Consider the following 18,898-nt stretch of genomic DNA (forward strand, 5'->3'; position numbering starts at 1 on the left):
TTAGGTAGCACCCTAAGATTTCAGCGATTGCTGTTACAAAGAATAAGCCTATTGTTTTAATTTCTAACACCTGAAAATCCTATTTTTACTGCAACCACATAACGCCCAATTAAGTTGCAGACCAACACAAACCTGAACCTAAAGCAACGCACCGATTACACCCAAAGCATTTGGAACTGAAAATGCCACGTGTTGGCTGTCAGCTTAAATTGCTTGTTAGCCCTGTTTTAACGACTTGAGGCTTGAATAAGAAACCCAAAGAACTAAAGCAGCTAGTATATTTAACGTTACGGTCAATTCGTTGAATGTAACGCTTATCGGGAGTTTGACTCCCGTGGACAGTGCAAATGAGAAATCAGGTGTTTCAATTCCTATTAGTTGTATAAAATAAAGTCCCATGATCAATTTAAGTGACCATAACTGCTTCTTAAAAAGACCGTAAAAACTGGCAATATTAAGGCTAGCAATCAACAAAATAGGTAATAATACAAGTAGTAAATCCGAAAAAGGAAACTGAGACATTTGGGAAAGTACAGCAAATGATATCAACGAAACCCCGATTAAAGCTATTCCCTGTAATACCAGCAAAAACTTCGTTCTTTTTATATGAAATTCAAACAATTTTAAATCCTATTGTAAGGGCTAACGCCCAATTAAGTAGCTGACAACGCTACCGATATACTCAAACTTAGCACCGTAAACACTGAAGCTAAACCCAACTGAAAATGCCAAKCGTTGGCAGTCTGCTTAAATTGCTTGTTAGGTATATTGCAAGCGAGCACTAGTTRCTATGAATAAGACTCAACGCTCTTCCTTTAGAGTCGGTAAAATTGTTGCAGACTCCAATCCGAATGGTGTCTACAATCCACCAAATKCCAAAACCGCCTCCAGTCAAAAACATYAATATACCAGTGCCTATTTTTCCATACACGAATCTATGAATGCCTAGCCAACCAAAGAGYAAACARACAAAAAAGGCCACTACRCCATCTGAATTTCGACATGTMGTATCTCTGGAAGACATGAACTCTTGTTTATGATTACAAGTGCTACAWACATTGGCAGTCTCTGGCATTRCCTGACCACAATTTCGACAAAAAACATTCATATTTTACTCATTATCCTTAAAGTATTTGTTTGTCCATAAACTCGGATACCTAACGCTTTCTATACATCTAACTGTATACCTAATCACCCACGCTACCGCCACTTCACACGGGTGAAGAACTTAGAATAATATCACGTAACTGATTGAAACACATATCAACTGAGTATTATAACTTGCTGTGAACTTGGCAATTAGATTGCAAAGTGTCTCATAATTCTTGAATCACTTAACTTTAAGTACAACTGTATATAATTACATACCTAAAAATAAGCTAATCATGAAAAATCAGTTTCTACTCAGTGTGCAAGATCATATGCGGACACGCCATTATGCGAGTAAAACCATTGAGGCGTACCTTATGTGGATCAAAAAATACATTATATTCCACAATATGGAGCACCCTTCAAAGTTAAATGAAAAACACGTTGAAAGGTTTTTAAGCTATCTCGCTATAGAAAAAAAGGTAGCCGCCAAAACACAGGCTTTGGCTTTAAATTCGATCAATTTTTTATACCGCGAATATTTCAGAACACCGCTCTCCCTTGAAATGAAGTTTCAAAAATCACAACTAGACAGAAAGCTCCCAGTCGTTTTAACAAAAAATGAGATGTCACAGTTTCTAGTGCATATTGACCCCAAATATAAGCTCCACATAATGCTGCTTTATGGGTCAGGTTTACGCGTAATGGAATGTGTGAGGCTTAGCATACAAGATATTGATTATCATTACGGAGCTATTCGTATATGGCAAGGTAAAGGCGGAAAAAATAGAACGGTAACACTGGCTAAAGAGCTAGTACCCTTACTGAAACAGCAAGAGAGCATAGCGCTAAGCTATTACAAAAAAGATATCAACTCGGCTGGTTATGATGGAGTTTGGCTAAATCAATCTTTACAACGTAAATACCCAAACGCTAGTCTAGACTTTAATTGGCATTATTTGTTTCCCTCAACAAAATTATCTACAGATCCGCAGTCCAGTTTATTGAGACGCCATCATATTAATGAAATTGCACTCCAAAGAGCCGTAAAACGAGCAGGTAAAGATGCAGGAATAACTAAAAACATAACCTGCCACACACTGCGACACAGCTTTGCTACTCATCTTTTAGAATCAGGGGCTGATATAAGAACGATACAAGAGCAGCTTGGTCATTCAGATGTAAAAACCACTCAAATTTATACCCACATATTAGATAGAGGTGCCAGTGGTGTTACCAGCCCACTCTCGAATATTATAAATTAAAGAAGGGAGTGTAAAAGTCGTGATTGAGGAGGTGGTAACTCTCTTCTTGTGCAATAAATAATAATGTAGCCAGTAAATTTCATAATATAAAAAAAGCGCATTCAATGCTTCACAAAGGAATTAGAATAACCTCCGTTCTGGCATCAAATGCGCTTTCCACAGAAAAGCATGACTAGTACTTCCCTATAGGGGGCTTAAGTATCCTATGATAGTACATCAAGAAAAAGAGTAGATTGCATATTATAAATTTCCCCTTTTTGTTTCCCAGCTAGAAACTATAATTTCTAGTTAACGACTAAATTGCTCTTGGAGTAGCGTTAAAGTGACGTTTAAATTCTCTGCTAAATTGAGAAGGACTCGAATAGCCAACTCTTCTTGCTGCATCACTAATTCTCATGCCTTCTATTTGAATGAGATCTTTTGCCTTGTTTAATCGAACTTTTTTCAAATACTGCAAAGGGGATTCAAAGGTCACATTTCTAAACGCATTATGGAAAGCTGACACACTCATATTCGCTTCTTCAGCCAATGATTGAACAGTGATCGTTTGATCGTATTCCTCATGAACTTTAGATAGTGCTTTAGCCACTCTAGCGTAATGCCCATCTTGATGAGCCAGATCAAATAGGACACGTCCTTCAGCTCCAGTTAATGCTCTATAAACAACTTCATCAATTAAAGCATCACCTAAGATATTGGCTTCTATTTCACAATGAAGTGTTTTCATTAAGCGAGTGCAGCTATCTAACATTAGCGCTTCCATTTCTGTTGATTCAAGACCACTACTGCCCGCTTTATGTTTATTGCAGTAACTTTCTAAAAAGCCTTGTTCCTCTAGTTGCTTAACGAGCTTATGCAGCCGTTTGGGATCAATCGTAATCGATAAACCCAATAAAGGTTCTCCATTAATTGGCATGGCTTCACACTCTAATGGCATAGGGACACCAACGACCAAGTAATCACCCGCGGCATAAGTGACTGGACGATCACCGATGTAGATATTTTTTCGCCCTTGAGCAAGTAAGATGATCCCCGATTCATAAGTAAAAGGCTGCCGACCGTTACCTTTATTGCTTCTATAAAGCCAAACACCGTCTATTTCAGTTTCTTTGATCCCTTCAAGATCATTCCAACCTTTTTTATCTACATAAGACTGCATCAAGTTCGCGAGAGTTTGCATAAATAGAGCCTGTTCCAACCAATTTTAATATCTGAAGAATAACAACAATGTAGAAATAGGCAATTATTTTGGAGAAATCACTCTTTAAACACGATAAGAACAGTACTAATATGCAAATATACAAACAAAACAATAATCAAATGCGCTGATTTAAGGCATGTTGAACTTACACAAGGAATTAGCAATGCAATTCACATACGTCAACCCTACAGTTATCCATTTTGGACAAGGTCAAATCCAAAGTATCAGCAATTCAGTTGAATCATCTCAAAAGGTTTTAGTGATCTATGGTGGCGGTTCAATTAAAAAAAATGGTGTTTATGACCAAGTAACTGAAGCACTTAAAAATCACTCTTGGGTAGAATTCTCAGGTGTTGAAGCTAATCCAACAAAGGAAACCCTAGATAAAGCGGTTGCGATTGTTAAAGAGCAAGCCATTGATTTCATCATCGCAGTTGGTGGTGGTTCAGTTATTGATGGTTCTAAGTATGTTGCTGCTGCAGCGAAATACGATGGTGACGGTTGGGATATCCTGCAAGGTAAACACCAAATCACTGAAGCAACACCAATTGGCGCAATTTTAACGCTTCCAGCAACAGGTTCTGAGTCGAATATGGGTGCGGTAATTACTCGAAAAGAAACTCAAGAAAAACTTCCGTTCATGCACCCTGCTGTTCAGCCTAAGTTCGCTGTAATGGACCCGGATGTAATGAAATCTCTGCCAGAACGTCAGCTAGTAAATGGACTTGTTGATGCATGGGTTCACGTATGTGAGCAGTACATCACCATGCCAACTAATGCTATGGTTCAAGAAGGTTACGCTGAAACGCTTCTGAAAAACCTGCTTGTTCTTGGTAAGCAATATGATGAACGCGACAATGATGAATGGCGTGCGAACCTAATGTGGACAGCAAACCAAGCTCTGAACGGTTTAATTGGTACTGGCGTTCCTCAAGATTGGGCAACGCACATGATTGGTCATGAATTCACTGCGCTTTGGCATGTAGACCACGCTCGTTCGTTAGCGATTGTTCAACCATCTTTACTTCGTAACCAAATCGAAGTGAAGCGTGGCAAGCTAGAGCAAATGGGTAAGAATGTATTCTGTTTAGAAGCAGGCTCTGATTTGGCTGAACGCACGATCAGCGCTATTGAAGATTTTTACCATAGCTTAGATGTTGCAACAGAGTTTTCAGATTACGAGGCAGATAAGCCTACGGCTATTGATCGCATTATTTCTCAACTTGAGTCACACGGTTTTGTTCAACTCGGTGAAAACCAAGCAATTACTATTGAAAAAACACGTGAGATTCTAGAGTCTGCGGTTCAATAATTAATTAGCAAAAGATGTTAAGTTGATGACTTAAGATCGATTGTATATAAAATCAGCGGTATTTTTACCGCTGTTTTTTCGTTTAAGCACAAAGCTTTACTTATCACCCATAAGCCAAGATTTTTATGTGCAATCGCATTTCTATCTTGTTATGGTGAACCATACCGCAGATATGTATGAAAAGAATTTGAACAGTCACCAACAAATGGTTGAGTTTAACGCACTTAACAAATGGTATGGCGATTTCCATGCCCTTAAGAATATTGATTTAAGTATCCAACAAGGTGAAATTGTTGTGATTTGTGGACCTTCTGGTTCGGGTAAATCCACACTTATTCGCTGTATCAACCAACTAGAGCCCTTTGAGTCAGGTGAATTAACCGTTAGGCAGCAATCTTTGCCTTGCCAGTTCAATACACCAGGAAAAGTAGGAATGGTATTCCAGCATTTCCATTTATTCCCACACTTAACCGTGCTTGAAAACCTCACTTTATCCCCTATTCGAACTTTAAAAATGAATAAGTCAGACGCCGAATCTCTGGCAATGCATTATTTAGAACGAGTACACATAGCTGAACAAGCTCATAAATACCCTGTTCAGTTATCGGGAGGGCAGCAGCAGCGCGTGGCTATTGCACGTTCACTTTGTATGAAACCCGAACTGTTATTATTTGATGAACCGACATCAGCACTCGACCCTGAAATGATTAATGAAGTCCTCGATGTAATGGTCGAACTTGCAAGTGAAGGGATCACTATGGTGTGTGTGACACACGAGATGGGTTTTGCTAAACAAGTGGCTGATCGAGTCATCTTTATGGATGAAGGGCAAATTGTAGAATCGAACACACCTCAAGCTTTGTTCGAGAACCCTCAGCATATACGTACTCAAACTTTCCTAAATCAAATTCTCACTTACTGATGATCATACGAATTTTTAAACCCGTGATTTCAGCTCTTTTTCAGATTAGCCTGTTAGCTTTCGCAATTGGGTGGATTTTAGATTCTGGTGCACAATCTATGGGCTATAGCTGGCAATGGGACCGTGTGCCCGATTACATTGCCTTCTATGAAGATGGTGAGTGGTGGCCTGCCGAGCTAATTGAAGGTTTGCTTGTCACCATTAAGATTTCTTTACTATCCTTAATCGCGACTCTATTCATTGGCTTAGTAACGGCATTACTTCGAAATTCTGATTCGATCGTAGGCCGGACGATTGCCACCAGTTATGTAGAGCTAATTAGAAACACACCGCTCCTAGTACAAATTTATTTGCTCTATTTTGTGTTTGGTCCTGTGATTGGATTAGACCGATTCAGTACTGCTGTATTAGCTCTGGCATTGTTTCAAGGTGCTTACACAGCTGAAATATTCCGTTCTGGTTTGAATGGTATTGCTAAAGGGCAATTTGAAGCAGCTCAATCGTTAGGGCTATCGAAAACTTTTACTTACTGGGATGTTATTTTACCTCAAGTGGTTCAACGAACACTGCCACCACTGACCAACGAAGTCATATCATTAATAAAAAATTCCTCTATTGTGAGTGTCATGGCGATATTCGACCTAACAACAGAGGCCAGAAACATTGTTTCTGAAACTGCGATGCCATTTGAGATTTGGTTCTCAGTTGCCATCATTTACTTAGCGCTTACACTTTCACTTTCTGCCGTTTCCGCTTGGCTTGAGCATAAGCTCGGAGCCAACTGGCGAACTCAATAAGGATTTATCAGCATGAAGCTATTTAAAACCGCAATCACTGCCCTACTGACGCTAGCCGTTAGCTTGCCGGCACTTGCTGCATCAACACCAAATTTAGATAAGATCAACGACCGAGGCACTCTACGTGTAGGAATGTCGACTTTCGTTCCTTGGGCCATGCGCAATAAACAAGGCGATCTGGTTGGTTTTGAAATTGATGTGGCAAAGCAACTGGCGAAAGATTCTGGATGGAAAGTAGAATTTGTTCCAACTGCGTGGGACGGTATCATCCCTTCTCTACTTTCTAAGAAGTTCGATGTGATCATCGGCGGTATGTCGATTACTGAAGCTCGTGCTAAAAGTGTGTTATTTACCGCGCCTTACTCTCACTCAGGCGTTCAGCTAGCCGCCAACAAAGAACTGGCAGAAGGTTTTACTCAGATTGATGATTTTAACTCTCGCCGCGTGAAAATTGCTGCTCGCCGTGGGGCATTCACAGTGCAAGTTGCACGTGAGACCTTCCCTAAAGCGAAAGTTCTACAATTCGATGACGATGCTCAAGCTTTCCAAGAAGTGTTAAACGGCAATGCCCATGCGGTTATCGCCTCTAGCCCAAAGCCTGAACATGAAAGTATTAAAAATTCAGACACTCTCTTTATTCCTTTTACAGAACGGTTATCTAAAGGCAATGAAGCTTTTGCTGTACGTTTAGGTGAAACGGATAAAGCAGAGTTCTTTGACCAGTGGATTCAAAAGCGTACTGAAGATGGTTGGTTACAAGAGCGCTATGAATATTGGTTCGCCACATTAGATTGGCAAGATCAGATAGCTCAAGGTCAGTAAGCACGCTATCTATTATCATCTAACCGTTAGGAGACTCTTATCGGTTAGGTGATTATTACCTGTTAATTTAACAAAAATTAGCTAAACCAAACCAGCCAATAGGTCCTTTGTGAGCAGTACTAGCAACGCATATTCAGTTAAACCCAATACGAATAACAAGCCTTGGTTTCGTCGTCTTAATTTGCTCGATGGAATACTGCTTGCCGTGCTCGCTGTATTCTCAATTTGGTTATATTACCGTTCCTCCATTGGTATTAATTACCAATGGCGATGGAATGAAGCCTTTTCACTTATTTTTATTCCGCCTTCCAGCGGTAACGTTCCTTACTTTTTCCAAGGTTTGATCGCCACATTGCGATTAAGCTTATGGAGCATGGCATTAGCCTTATCATTTGGCACCGTATTAGGCGTCGCTCGCCATTCAAAGATTGCATTCTTCCGAACCCCTGCGCTTTTATTTATTCAATTAGTGCGCAATATCCCACCTTTGGTATTCGTATTCATTTTTTACTTCTTCGTCTCTAATCAACTCATCCCGTTATTAGGCTTAGAAGAATTGTTAAGAGAGCACAATGGCGATATCAATCAGGTACAAGCTTTCTTATTTGGTCCAGCTAATTTGTGGGAAAATTTAGCCTCAGGTGTCATTTGTATTGGATTACTGTCTTCTGCTTACATTGCTGAAGTTATTCGTGCGGGCTTAGAAAGTGTGCCTAAAGGACAATGGGAAGCCGCAGATTCGCTTGGGCTTTCTGCCTTCGCTAAATACCGCTTTGTTATTGGGCCACAAGTATTGACTGCCATCACCCCACCTTTGGCCGGGCAGGCTATTTCTTTAGTAAAAGATACCTCGATTGTCTCGCTAATTTCTATTCAGGAAATGACGTTTGTCGGTACTGAAATGGCTAACTCATCTGGTCTTATTTTTGAAATTTGGCTGATTGTTGGCGCCGTTTACTTTTCACTTTGCTTTATGCTGTCTCAATTATTCAAATCCATAGAGAAACGTTCGAGTATTTATTTGAATCTTCAATAGTCTGGAAGTGAAAATCCACAATCTAATATATTCTGTAAGCTATACATTTGGTTACGTTGCTCACAGCAATTACATTGATAGGAAAGGATTCGCACGTTTAACTCGTTTGAAACCTATACTTTGATCATTCAATTCATACATGAGTTATCTATGGATCAACATAAAGAAAAAGCTTACCACGCCGTTGTTGGCGCTTTGGTCGGGGATGTCGCTTCTATGGGGTTACATTGGCTGTATGACCAACAGCAGATAATCAAAGTAGCTGGCAAGCACCCCGAATTTCATGCACCAGATAGGTTCGACTATCAAGACAAAGGCTACTTTGCTCACGCCGGAAAATCAGTTGGGGATCATTCTCAGTATGGCGCGCAAGTTTTGGCAATGGTCGATGCGCTAACTTGTGCAAAAGCGTACTCCGAGAAATGCTATATCGAACACTTTAGAGAGTGGTTCGATTTTGGTGGGTACTGGGTCGGTTACATAGATAAACCAACAAAAATAACCTTACAAAACATCCACCAGCAGGAAGCTAACGGGTTACCTGTCACGCGATGTGGCGCTGACGACACTCAGTTACCGGCTATTTCCAAGCTCATTCCCTTAATCGCCTGTTTTCACACCTCTAATGAGCTGCCAGCTATGGTAGAAAGCGCAGTAAGAGTAACGAATAACAATGATAAAGCGGTTGAGTGGGCTCATGCACTTACCTTACTTCTGCAAGCTGCTATTCAAGGACACACACCAATGCAGTGTGTCGAAATGGTCAGACAAACTTGTAGTTCATTCATACACGAACAAGTGAACTTAGCTCTAGTTGAACCTGAACTATCAATAACCGAAGCTGCTCAGAAATTTGGATTGCATTGTGATTTAGCCGCCGCATTTCCTGTGATTATTCGTATCGTGGCAACGGCAAAAAGCTACGAACAAGGGATTCGAGACAACATTCTATGTGGAGGTGATAATTGCGGGCGTTCTATCATTATTGGGGCTGTACTTGCTGCAGGGTACTTTGATGAAGAAGGTTCTATTCCTTGTGAATGGCTTGCCCAACTAAACCTGAATGGCAAGGTACTCGCCTTACCCATCCAATAAGATACCCCTTCAATAAAATATCGCTTCCAATAAAAAGCGCTGTGATAATACAGCGCTTTTTTCAAGGCTTTAAGCAGCCCACTTTTCTAATCAAACAAATTGAAAAACAGTCCGAATTATTTAGGCAAATTGTCTAATGCATTTGCCATAGTGATCAATCGGTCTAGAATACGCTCGCCATCCACACCAATACCATTATGTTCATATTCATTGGTAATCCACGCCTTAGTCATCGGTATGTTAGACAGCGTCTCACGCGTATAATCAAGCTCAACATACATATCGTCAGCGTATGCGGCACACGCTACTGGCACGGTGTTTTGGCTCAATACGTTTGCATCATAGACATCACACCAATCTTGCTTCTCAGCCAATAGGTTTGCAGCTTCACGAAGAGGTTTCAATGTTGCTAGTTGCTCGAACATCCATGGGTAAACCATTTCCCCGGTAAACCAAAACTCACTGCCCGTTTGGTAGTTATATTGCGGGTACTGCTGACGAACGCGATGTGCAGACCAATTTGAAGCGAAGCCCTGGCAGTAAATCGATTCATGCAAAATGGCATAAATTGGATTCGTTAAATATCCCTGCTCTTGCTGCATTTGATTTAAAAAGCTATAGCTCAGTTGTCTTTCGCCATTCACATCAATAAACGCACTTTCTAATGTGAAGTAAAGCGGCATATTAGCCCCACCACGCCCCAAGTTAATACCAATCAATTGGAACTGTTCAACGGTAAACTGCTGACCATTAGGCAGCCTTACATCGTTAATTAGTAAGTAATCTGCAATTTCACGACATATCACTTGTGCTTCAGGGAACTGAGCAAAAAATGCATTGTTTTTGTCTGTCACACGTTTATAGGTTGCTTGGTACACATCATCGGCATGGCGAGAAATAGAAGGAATACCGCCAGTCACATAACAACGTAACAAGCTTTGAGGGAATAGAGATAAGTAAGACAATGTACAGAACCCACCAAAGCTTTGCCCAAGCGTTGCCCATTGGTTCACACCTAGCTTTTCACGAATCGCTTCTGCGTCTCTTACAATGTTATCAGCTCTAAAATGAGTCAAGTATTGCACTTGTTGCTCACAAGACAAATGTGCCAGAGATTCTTGATTCACTGGTGTGCTATGACCGGTGCCTCGTTGATCCAATAACAGCACTCGGTAGTCTTGCAATGCACGCTTTAACCAACCAGATTCACCACTAGCTCTTGGAGAAGGAAAACCAGGACCACCTTGAAAGTACACTAACCAAGGAAGATCTTGATTGTCTTTTGAGAGACTGACGAGTTCACGGGCAAAAACTTGAATGTGTTGCCCTTGTTGATCTTCATAGTTGAGAGGTAATTGAAAGTTATGTTGGCGATACAGTGTTGTTCCATCAATAAAGCTCGTTTGCACCTGAATTTCCTTTTTATTTGTAAAGTTGTGACTGATTTATAAGGTTGCGACTAAAATTGAAGTGCGGAAAATCATCAAATGAATGATTGCCGATATGCACCTCAAACAACAAAATATTAACACTAATCCACGGGAGAAACCGCTCATTAATGTTAAGAAGATCTTTCATCTGCGTGAATAAGTCTGCTTAAAAAAGCTTCGCCCATAAAAAAGCCCGCGATTAGGTTCGCGGGCTTTTTAATAATTAACTGACCGAGTTAGGTAGGCAGAATTGAACAGCTATACAGCCTTACCGTAATTAGAAGAAGCTAATCGAGTGGCGACCACTTTTTTGATCACGTTCTGCTTTTGGCTTGTCTTCTGTTTTCGCTTTCTTTGCCTGATTCGATTTACTCGCTTTACTTGATTTATTCGAATTGTTTGCAGACTTTTTCGGTTCTGCTTTGGCGCTTAGAGGGTGCGAACTGTTTTTCTTATTTTCTTTGCTCTGAGCATTTGTTTTATTTGCTGTTTTTGATTTAGCTGGCTTCTTCGCAGCTAGTACTTTTTCTGGTTTTGCTACCACTTCTTGTACAGGCTGATCACACACAACCACGTAATACTCTTGATTGAACTCAAAGAAGTCACCGTCGTACATTTTGCGGCGTTTACGGGTTTCTAGTTCCCCATTAACGGCTACATAACCTTCAGAGATAATGTGCTTGGCTTCGCCGCCACCGCTCACAAGGTTAGCGATTTTAAAAACTTTATATAGCTCAATAGGTTGAGAAGAAACATCTACACCCAGAGCTTCAATTTCAATTTCTTCGCCTTCTTCATCACCAACATAGTCAGCGTCTTCGTAATATTCTTGTTCCATGTTGATTCTTACCTAAAACTAAATTCTAAACTGATTGCGCGCAGTGTAATGCCAAAAGGCATAAATAACCACGTTCTATTTAAAAACAATGATGGCATGTAATTACGCTATTTATGTCTCTCTATGTAGACTACAGTTAATAGTAAAGTCAATATTACAAAGGATTGTATGCGCATACTTTTGGTTTTATGTTTATGGCTGGGATTCAACCAATCACTTACCGCTAAGCAAATCCCCGTGACGGTTTATGCCGATGATGCTTATCCGCCATACAGTTTTGTAAGTGAGGGGGCAGCCAAAGGGATCTACTCTGATATTATGCGATTGGCTTTCAGTCGCATGCCACGCTACAACGTCACAATAAAGCCGACTCCATTTAAGCGAGGGTTAAAACTTCTTGAAGCAGGCAGAGGTTTTGCCCTTTATCCACCTTATTTCTACCCTAATCAACGCCATTATATAAACCCTTACTCTGTTCCTATTCTGCAAGAAGAAGTCGTGGTGTATTGCAATACAAAGCCGGCGGTCAGTACTTCTTGGCCAGACGATTTTTATGGTTTGAAGATTGGTATCAACAATTCCTTTGCTATTGGCGGAGAGCAATTCTGGATAGCGGAAAAAGAAGACAAAATAACAATTGAGCCAGCGTTAGATAACCGTGAAAACATCTTAAAGCTCAAAACAAATCGCATAGATTGCTACATCAATGACAAGCTATCGATTCTTTGGGAAATAAAACGAATGAAGCTTTCTGGTGATCTGCATGAGGAACGAGAGTTTGAACTTGGTATCAGTGTCAGCACAGAACAAGGCTACTTAGCATTTTCAGCCGATACAGATAACCGTTACCCATTTAAAGAACACTTTGTTAAGCAGTTCAACGCCATCATTCTTGAGATGCAAAACAATGGCGAGATTACAAATCTACTCAAGCGGTATATAAACTAGTTTACTTAACCGCTATGAAGGTTAGTGCTATCAACTCAAGGTATCGACTAAACACAATCATTTAAATAAATACATTAAGATGTTTAGCTAACGACCTTGGCTAAAAGACGATAATGAAACCAATTGCTTGGTGTATTCATGTTTAGGGTCATTAAATAATTGCTCTGTAGCACCTTGTTCCACTATATGCCCTGCTTTCATCACTATGGTGTAATGGCATAGTGATTTCACCACATCCAAATCGTGACTAATGAATAAGTAAGTCAACCCATACTTTTCCTGTAGAGATTTTAAAAGATCAAGTACTTGGGACTGAACAGTTCGGTCAAGGGATGACGTTGGTTCATCCAATAAGATGAATTCGGGCTTCAGTACCAACGCACGCGCCACTGCAATACGCTGCCTTTGTCCACCTGAAAATTCATTCGGGTAACGGTGGCGAGTATTCGGGTCTAAGTCGACTTCTTTCATCACCTCACAAATTTGTTGGTCAAGCTGTGTCTCCGTCAACTCTTGATGTACTCGTAAACCTTCACCAATAACCTGAGCAACCGACATTCTTGGGTTAAGTGCAGAAAACGGGTCTTGAAACACCACCTGCATGCGGCTTCGATATGGCAACATACCGGTTCGGTTTAAACCTTGAAGTTCACTTCCATCATAAGCAATTGAACCTTCACTCTCGACCAGTTTGAGTATCGCCATACCTGTGGTGGATTTACCAGAACCACTTTCACCGACTAACCCAATCGAGTGACCACGCTTTAGAGTAAACCCCATATCCGTGACAGCTTTTACATGCGACACCACTCGTTTGAATATGCCCCCTGTAATAGGGAACCAAACCCGAAGCTGATTCACATCTAACAGTGACTCACTGACTTCCGGTAATCTAACCGGCACACCTTTAGGGTCTGAGTTGATCAGTTTTTTGGTGTAAGCATGATTTGGGGAACTAAAAATCTGCTTACAATCACCACTTTCTACCAGATGTCCATCTTTCATCACTGCCACTCGATCAGCAATTTTTTTCACAATACTTAGGTCATGGGTAATGAATAACATCGCCATACCTAATTCTTGTTGAAGTGATTTAAGTAAATCTAAAATTTGAGCTTGCACGGAGACATCAAGTGCGGTGGTCGGCTCATCTGCAATCAATAGCTCTGGTTCATTAATCAGCGCCATCGCAATCATGACTCTCTGACGCTCTCCACCAGACAATTCATGAGGGTATGACAATATTTTTTGTTCTGGGTAACGGATACCCACTTTACCTAACCACTCTAAAGCCAATTCATGTGCTTTGTTGGTGCGCATACCTCGGTGTATTGATAAGGTTTCAACGAGCTGCTTACCCACTTTGTGTAATGGGTTAAGTGATACCATTGGCTCTTGGAAGATCATTCCAATTCGTCCGCCTCTTACACCTCTAAGTTGACGCTCTGAACAACTCAAAATATCGATACCGTTGAAGTTAATACTGCCGTTTAAATAGTGAGATGAGCCTTTCGGAAGCAATTTAAGAATGGAATTGGCAGTCACCGATTTACCCGAGCCACTTTCACCCACCAAGGCTAAGGTTTCACCTTTTATTATTTCTAAAGACACCTTGTGAGTGACCTGCTCAACAGTACGTTTGTTATCAAGCACGTTCGCTCTTGCAAACCCAACCGACAAGTCTTTGATCGTCAAAACTGGTTCTACGCTATTTGTCATCAGGTTCTACCTATTCTGGTGCGGGTCAAAAGCATCACGTACCGCTTCACCAACGAAGACGAGTAACGTCAACATCATGGAAAGTACAACAAACGCAGAAATGCCAAGCCATGGTGCATGTAAATTTGCCTTACCTTGTGCTAAAAGCTCCCCTAATGAAGGGGAACCCGCGGGTAAACCAAAACCAAGAAAGTCCAAAGAAGTGAGTGTTGTAACCGAGCCAGACAAAATAAATGGCATCATAGTGAGCGACGCAACCATTGCATTGGGCAACATATGCCTAAGCATGATGCGTTTGTCATCGACCCCCATGGCTTGCGCCGCACGAACATAATCAAAATTACGGCAACGCAAAAACTCGGCTCTCACAATGCCCACCAGGCTCATCCAACTGAAGAGCACCATTATCCCCAGTAGCCACCAAAAGTTGGGCTCGATAAAACTGGATAAAATGATCAATAAAAATAGAGTCGGCATGCCAGACCACACTTCAATAAAGCGTTGACCAAGTAAATCTAGCCAACCACCGTAATAGCCTTGGCTTGCCCCCACAAAGACGCCAATCACACTGGATACAATGGTCAATACAAACCCAAATAATACAGAGATTCTGAAGCCATAAATAATACGAGCCAGTACGTCGCGCCCTTTGTCGTCTGTGCCAAGCCAATTCACGTTATCGGGCTTTGAAGGAACAGCACCGGTGATATCAAAATTGATGGTGTCATAGCTAAAGGGAATCAAAGGCCATACGATATAGCCTTGCTCTTCTATCAGTTCAATCACATAAGGATCTTTATAGTCGGCTTCCGTTTCGAACTCTCCGCCAAACTCGGTTTCCGCATGCTCGGTTAAAACGGGATAAAACCATTCATTTTGATAGGACACCAACAAAGGCTTGTCGTTTGCGATTATCTCTGCAAACAAACTCAATACAAACAAGATGGTGAATACCCACAAGGAAATAAAACCGCGTTTATTCGCTTTGAATCTAAGCCACCTTGCTTGGTTTAGGGGGTTATTGAAGTGAAATAAACGATCATTAAATAGATATTTAGGGTGTAAACGTTTCAATGTTAAAGGCTTCTCTGCTGAAGGCTTCTTTGAAGAAGGAACACTATTCATGGTTATCTCGCCTCAAAGTCAATTCGAGGGTCAACCCACGTGTAGGTTAAATCGGAAATAATACTCAGAACTAAACCTAGAAGCGTCATGATATACAATGAACTAAACACCACAGGATAATCACGTTGAATGGTGGATTCAAAACCAAGCAGCCCTATGCCTTCTAAAGAAAACATCACTTCAATTAACATTGAGCCTGTGAAGAAGATGCTGATAAATGCACTTGGGAAGCCCGCAATAATAATGAGCATCGCATTACGAAATACGTGTTTATACAAGATGCTACTTTCATCAAGCCCTTTTGCTCTTGCTGTCACAACGTACTGCTTGTTTATTTCATCTAAGAATGAGTTTTTAGTTAGCATACTCAGCGTTGCAAAGCCGCCGATAACCATCGCAAAAATAGGTAGCGTTAAGTGCCAAAAGTAATCGATGATTTGCTGGTACCAGTTAAGCTGTTCAAAATTACTCGACACTAAACCGCGCAGTGGGAACCAATTAAAGTAATTACCGCTGGCAAATAAGATGATCAAAATAATCGCGAATAAGAAACCCGGAATAGCGTAACCAATGATGACAACTGCACTAGACCAAATATCAAAGCGTGACCCATGGTGGATAGCTTTAAATATTCCCAAAGGAATAGAGATCAAATAGATGATCAAAGTGCTCCATAACCCTAGTGAGATGGAGACGGGAAGCCTATCTACAATCAAATCAATGACATCACCACCTTTAAACAGGCTCTCGCCAAAATTAAACATGGCGTAATTTTTTAGCATGTCAAAGTAACGTTCATGTATGGGCTTATCGAAACCAAATTGCTTTCTGATTTCTTCGACCACTTCTGGGTCTAACCCTCTTGAGCCTTTATAACCACTAGCCGATGCTTGTTCGCTGTTGCCTAAATCGACTTCTTGACCGCCACCAGAAAAACGTTCCATTATCCCTGAATTATGTCCCTCTAATTGCGCAACGGCTTGTTCAACCGGTCCGCCAGGGGCAATTTGGATAATAAAAAAGTTAATGGTGATGATCGCCCACAACGTTGGAATAACAAGCAGTAGACGTCTGAATATATACGCGGCCATTACAGCTCCTAACGACGTTTTTCAGGTAATAAAGCCGCTTTTTCTTCCGATACCCACCATGTATCTACCCCTAAATCGTATTTAGGTAGAGTACTTGGACGTTCGAATTTATCCCACATGGCTACGCGGTATTTCCCAGAGTACCATTGAGGAATAAGGTAAAAGTTCCACTGTAGAACCCGATCAAAAGCAGGACCTAAAGCACTCAACTTTTCAGAGTCACTTTGGCTTTTAGCAATTTGCTCAGTTAAAGCATCAACGACTGGGTCAATTACCCCTGCGGTATTAAACGTAGAGTCAATATAGTTCGAATTCCAAGCAATCAATAAGTTCGGATTCGGGTAAGGGTTTGCGGAATAAGATGATGACACCATGTCAAAATCACGGTCTCTTAGCCGTTTAATATATTGAGTGGTATCCACAGTACGTATCTTCATTTCAATTCCCATACGCTTTAAATTTTTCTGCATAGGTATCGCGATACGCTCAGATGTTGGGCTATAAATCAGGAGTTCAAAAGCTAAAGGCTGACCAGTCTCTTTGTTGGTCATCACCTTATTTTTTAGCTCCCACCCCGCTTCCTTAAGCAATTTAAACGCGGTGCGCATTTGACTACGAATTCGGCCACTTCCATCAGTGACGGGCGGCTTAAACTCTTGAGTAAATACGCGAGGATCAATCTGATCTTTAAACGGAGTCAACAACGCTATTTCAGCTTCTGAAGGTAAACCTTTCGCTTCATACTCGGTATTTTGAAAGTAGCTGCGAGTACGTTGATACTGACTATAGAAAAGGTTGCGATTCATCCATTCAAAATCCATCGCATAGGTTAATGCTTCACGGACTTTAGGATCTGAGAAAGTGGCAATTTGACTATTGAAAATAAAGCCTTGTGACGTTTCAGGCTTTTCATGGTTTAACTCTTCTTTGGTAATGTAACCCTTATCGAAATTTGTGCCTGTATATGACGTTGCCCAAAACTTGGCAGTGTTCTCAACACGCAAATCGTATTCACCTGCTTTGAAGGCTTCAAGCATAACGGTGTCATCACGGTAATAGTCGTATTGCACTTGTTTGAAGTTATTGCGCCCCACATTCACCGGTAGGTTTGCCGCCCAGTAATCTTCCAATAGACCGTAAGTAACACTTTGCCCTGATTTATAATCAATCACTTTATAAGGACCACTACCAACTGGCGGTTCACTTAATGGATCACTTAACTTTCTATCTTGCCAATAGTGTTTGGGTAGTACACGGGTACCTTGCGCAAAGCTAAACAGCTTCTCTCTATTGGGTGTCGCCATTTCAACACGGACTATTAAATCGGAAATAGCAGTAACTGATTTGATATCTTTGTAGTAAACACGGTATTGAGGCACGCCTTCGGTTGAGAACTTGTCGAAGGTGAACGCGACATCATGAGCGGTAATAGGCACCCCGTCTTGGAAGCGGGCTTTAGGGTTTATATCAATTTCTAGCCAAGAAAAGTCATCAGCATAACGAACTTTGGAAGCAATAAGCGGGTAGTAAGCATCTATTTCATCACTTGGAGAGAACATCAACGTGTCGTAAAGCTCTCCTGTGTATTTCGCCGCAAGTCCACGAGAACCAAAACGGTTAAAGCTATCGAAAGTACCGGTTTCCCCATAGGTTACTTTGCCAAATTTAGGGGCATTGGGGTTCACGTAATCAAAGTGAGTGAAATCTTCTGGGTACTTTGCTTTACCAAAACCTACAAGTTGTGTGGTTTCAATTACTTTAGTTTTTTCAATTACTTTAGCCTCTGCTGCATTCGCACCGCTTATAGAAAAACAGGCTATAGAAAATGTTGCCGCTACTCCAAGCACTGAAAAGCTATTAACCAATTTTCTCTTAAAGGTTTTTTGATTGCCGAGGTCTTTATTGAAAGCAATGTTATGGCTGGATGCTTTACAAGCGGATGACTTTTCAACAATTGCTTGGTGAATAGTCGCTCCACCTCCCTGAACATTGTGAAGTGACTTACTTTGAAAACCTTTACCCATTTGACTCTCCCTTCAAATGTCTCAAGTGCTGGCAGCTCCATTAGCTGAAAGCCTTTGATATCTAATGTCGTACTAATACCATTAAAACTAGTATAGAGAAAAATATAACATCATGTAATAACTAATAAAAAACTCATCATATTCCTCTGTTTTTCCACATCAAAATACCAAGCTATTCACTTCA

The 18,898-nt window shown here is 40.9% G+C and carries 17 protein-coding genes and 1 pseudogene; 8 read left to right on the plus strand and 10 right to left on the minus strand.

All coding sequences use genetic code 11. The features are described 5' to 3' along the window. From L4C37_RS03600 to L4C37_RS03610, 3 genes and pseudogenes are all read right to left on the minus strand, one after another. Positions 1-70: pseudogene (locus L4C37_RS03600) on the minus strand (YnfA family protein); the annotation flags it as partial. A 146-nt stretch (positions 71-216) separates the two neighbouring features. Then, entirely contained in the window at positions 217-621 is a 405-nt protein-coding gene (locus tag L4C37_RS03605; protein ID WP_429767890.1) for a hypothetical protein, read from the minus strand. A 160-nt stretch (positions 622-781) separates the two neighbouring features. Beyond that, entirely contained in the window at positions 782-1,108 is a 327-nt protein-coding gene (locus L4C37_RS03610) for a TM2 domain-containing protein (RefSeq protein WP_429767891.1), read from the minus strand. A gap of 277 nt (positions 1,109-1,385) precedes the next feature. On the opposite strand from L4C37_RS03610, the gene L4C37_RS03615 reads away from it, so the two are divergent. Continuing rightward, positions 1,386-2,354, plus strand: coding sequence for an integron integrase (locus L4C37_RS03615; RefSeq protein ID WP_429767892.1), 969 nt, complete (start codon positions 1,386-1,388; stop codon positions 2,352-2,354). Positions 2,355-2,649: 295 nt separating this feature from the next. Here L4C37_RS03615 and L4C37_RS03620 read toward each other — a convergent pair whose 3' ends face one another. After that, positions 2,650-3,534 carry an AraC family transcriptional regulator gene (locus L4C37_RS03620; protein ID WP_429767893.1) on the minus strand — a complete coding sequence of 295 codons (885 nt, stop codon included), beginning with the start codon at positions 3,532-3,534 and terminating at the stop codon, positions 2,650-2,652. A 184-nt stretch (positions 3,535-3,718) separates the two neighbouring features. Between L4C37_RS03620 and L4C37_RS03625 the strand changes: the two genes are divergently transcribed. The 6 genes from L4C37_RS03625 to L4C37_RS03650 all read left to right on the plus strand — a co-directional run bounded on the left by L4C37_RS03625 (position 3,719) and on the right by L4C37_RS03650 (position 9,539). After that, positions 3,719-4,867 carry an iron-containing alcohol dehydrogenase gene (locus L4C37_RS03625; protein ID WP_372266568.1) on the plus strand — a complete coding sequence of 383 codons (1,149 nt, stop codon included), beginning with the start codon at positions 3,719-3,721 and terminating at the stop codon, positions 4,865-4,867. A 205-nt stretch (positions 4,868-5,072) separates the two neighbouring features. Continuing rightward, positions 5,073-5,789, plus strand: a complete 717-nt coding sequence (locus tag L4C37_RS03630; RefSeq protein WP_137373878.1) for an amino acid ABC transporter ATP-binding protein — start codon at positions 5,073-5,075, stop codon at positions 5,787-5,789. Beyond that, positions 5,789-6,586 (plus strand): amino acid ABC transporter permease, encoded by a 798-nt coding sequence (locus L4C37_RS03635; protein WP_429767894.1) that lies wholly within the window; start codon positions 5,789-5,791, stop codon positions 6,584-6,586. The genes L4C37_RS03630 and L4C37_RS03635 overlap by 1 nt, the downstream gene beginning before the upstream one ends. 12 nt (positions 6,587-6,598) lie before the next feature. Then, positions 6,599-7,408 (plus strand): transporter substrate-binding domain-containing protein, encoded by an 810-nt coding sequence (locus tag L4C37_RS03640; RefSeq protein ID WP_137373858.1) that lies wholly within the window; start codon positions 6,599-6,601, stop codon positions 7,406-7,408. A gap of 109 nt (positions 7,409-7,517) precedes the next feature. After that, entirely contained in the window at positions 7,518-8,444 is a 927-nt protein-coding gene (locus L4C37_RS03645; protein ID WP_429767895.1) for an amino acid ABC transporter permease, read from the plus strand. A gap of 150 nt (positions 8,445-8,594) precedes the next feature. Then, entirely contained in the window at positions 8,595-9,539 is a 945-nt protein-coding gene (locus L4C37_RS03650) for an ADP-ribosylglycohydrolase family protein (protein WP_429767896.1), read from the plus strand. 116 nt (positions 9,540-9,655) lie between these two features. Here the strand turns inward: L4C37_RS03650 and L4C37_RS03655 are convergent, their stop codons facing one another. Then, positions 9,656-10,948 (minus strand): alpha/beta fold hydrolase, encoded by a 1,293-nt coding sequence (locus L4C37_RS03655; protein WP_429767897.1) that lies wholly within the window; start codon positions 10,946-10,948, stop codon positions 9,656-9,658. Between the two features lie 298 nt (positions 10,949-11,246). Further along, positions 11,247-11,807 (minus strand): RNA-binding S4 domain-containing protein, encoded by a 561-nt coding sequence (locus L4C37_RS03660; protein ID WP_429767898.1) that lies wholly within the window; start codon positions 11,805-11,807, stop codon positions 11,247-11,249. 168 nt (positions 11,808-11,975) lie between these two features. Here L4C37_RS03660 and L4C37_RS03665 point away from each other — a divergent pair, with 168 nt between their 5' ends. After that, on the plus strand, positions 11,976-12,755 hold the full coding sequence (locus L4C37_RS03665; RefSeq protein WP_273297347.1) for a substrate-binding periplasmic protein: 780 nt from the start codon (positions 11,976-11,978) through the stop codon (positions 12,753-12,755). Between the two features lie 87 nt (positions 12,756-12,842). Here the strand turns inward: L4C37_RS03665 and L4C37_RS03670 are convergent, their stop codons facing one another. Genes L4C37_RS03670 through L4C37_RS03685 form a run of 4 tightly spaced genes read right to left on the minus strand, consistent with a single transcriptional unit; the run spans position 12,843 to position 18,714 of the window. Continuing rightward, entirely contained in the window at positions 12,843-14,474 is a 1,632-nt protein-coding gene (locus L4C37_RS03670) for an ABC transporter ATP-binding protein (protein ID WP_429767899.1), read from the minus strand. 6 nt (positions 14,475-14,480) lie between these two features. Continuing rightward, entirely contained in the window at positions 14,481-15,599 is a 1,119-nt protein-coding gene (locus tag L4C37_RS03675) for an ABC transporter permease (protein ID WP_240701746.1), read from the minus strand. A 2-nt stretch (positions 15,600-15,601) separates the two neighbouring features. After that, positions 15,602-16,690: a microcin C ABC transporter permease YejB gene (locus tag L4C37_RS03680; protein WP_137373851.1), complete on the minus strand. Its 1,089-nt coding sequence runs from the start codon at positions 16,688-16,690 to the stop codon at positions 15,602-15,604. Positions 16,691-16,698: 8 nt separating this feature from the next. Next, positions 16,699-18,714: an extracellular solute-binding protein gene (locus L4C37_RS03685; protein ID WP_429767900.1), complete on the minus strand. Its 2,016-nt coding sequence runs from the start codon at positions 18,712-18,714 to the stop codon at positions 16,699-16,701. Between the last annotated feature and the right edge of the window lie 184 nt (positions 18,715-18,898).

The sequence above is a fragment of the Vibrio kagoshimensis genome (assembly GCF_050337535.1).
GTDB lineage: Bacteria > Pseudomonadota > Gammaproteobacteria > Enterobacterales > Vibrionaceae > Vibrio > Vibrio gallaecicus.

Bases quoted from the DNA above. Each gene is read 5' to 3' on its own strand.
- L4C37_RS03615 (WP_429767892.1), top strand. From the start codon at position 1,386: ATGAAAAATCAGTTTCTACTCAGTGTGCAAGATCATATGCGGACACGC.
- L4C37_RS03620 (WP_429767893.1), bottom strand. From the start codon at position 3,534: ATGCAAACTCTCGCGAACTTGATGCAGTCTTATGTAGATAAAAAAGGT.
- L4C37_RS03625 (WP_372266568.1), top strand. From the start codon at position 3,719: ATGCAATTCACATACGTCAACCCTACAGTTATCCATTTTGGACAAGGT.
- L4C37_RS03630 (WP_137373878.1), top strand. From the start codon at position 5,073: ATGGTTGAGTTTAACGCACTTAACAAATGGTATGGCGATTTCCATGCC.
- L4C37_RS03635 (WP_429767894.1), top strand. From the start codon at position 5,789: ATGATCATACGAATTTTTAAACCCGTGATTTCAGCTCTTTTTCAGATT.
- L4C37_RS03640 (WP_137373858.1), top strand. From the start codon at position 6,599: ATGAAGCTATTTAAAACCGCAATCACTGCCCTACTGACGCTAGCCGTT.
- L4C37_RS03650 (WP_429767896.1), top strand. From the start codon at position 8,595: ATGGATCAACATAAAGAAAAAGCTTACCACGCCGTTGTTGGCGCTTTG.
- L4C37_RS03660 (WP_429767898.1), bottom strand. From the start codon at position 11,807: ATGGAACAAGAATATTACGAAGACGCTGACTATGTTGGTGATGAAGAA.
- L4C37_RS03665 (WP_273297347.1), top strand. From the start codon at position 11,976: ATGCGCATACTTTTGGTTTTATGTTTATGGCTGGGATTCAACCAATCA.
- L4C37_RS03670 (WP_429767899.1), bottom strand. From the start codon at position 14,474: ATGACAAATAGCGTAGAACCAGTTTTGACGATCAAAGACTTGTCGGTT.
- L4C37_RS03675 (WP_240701746.1), bottom strand. From the start codon at position 15,599: ATGAATAGTGTTCCTTCTTCAAAGAAGCCTTCAGCAGAGAAGCCTTTA.
- L4C37_RS03680 (WP_137373851.1), bottom strand. From the start codon at position 16,690: ATGGCCGCGTATATATTCAGACGTCTACTGCTTGTTATTCCAACGTTG.
- L4C37_RS03685 (WP_429767900.1), bottom strand. From the start codon at position 18,714: ATGGGTAAAGGTTTTCAAAGTAAGTCACTTCACAATGTTCAGGGAGGT.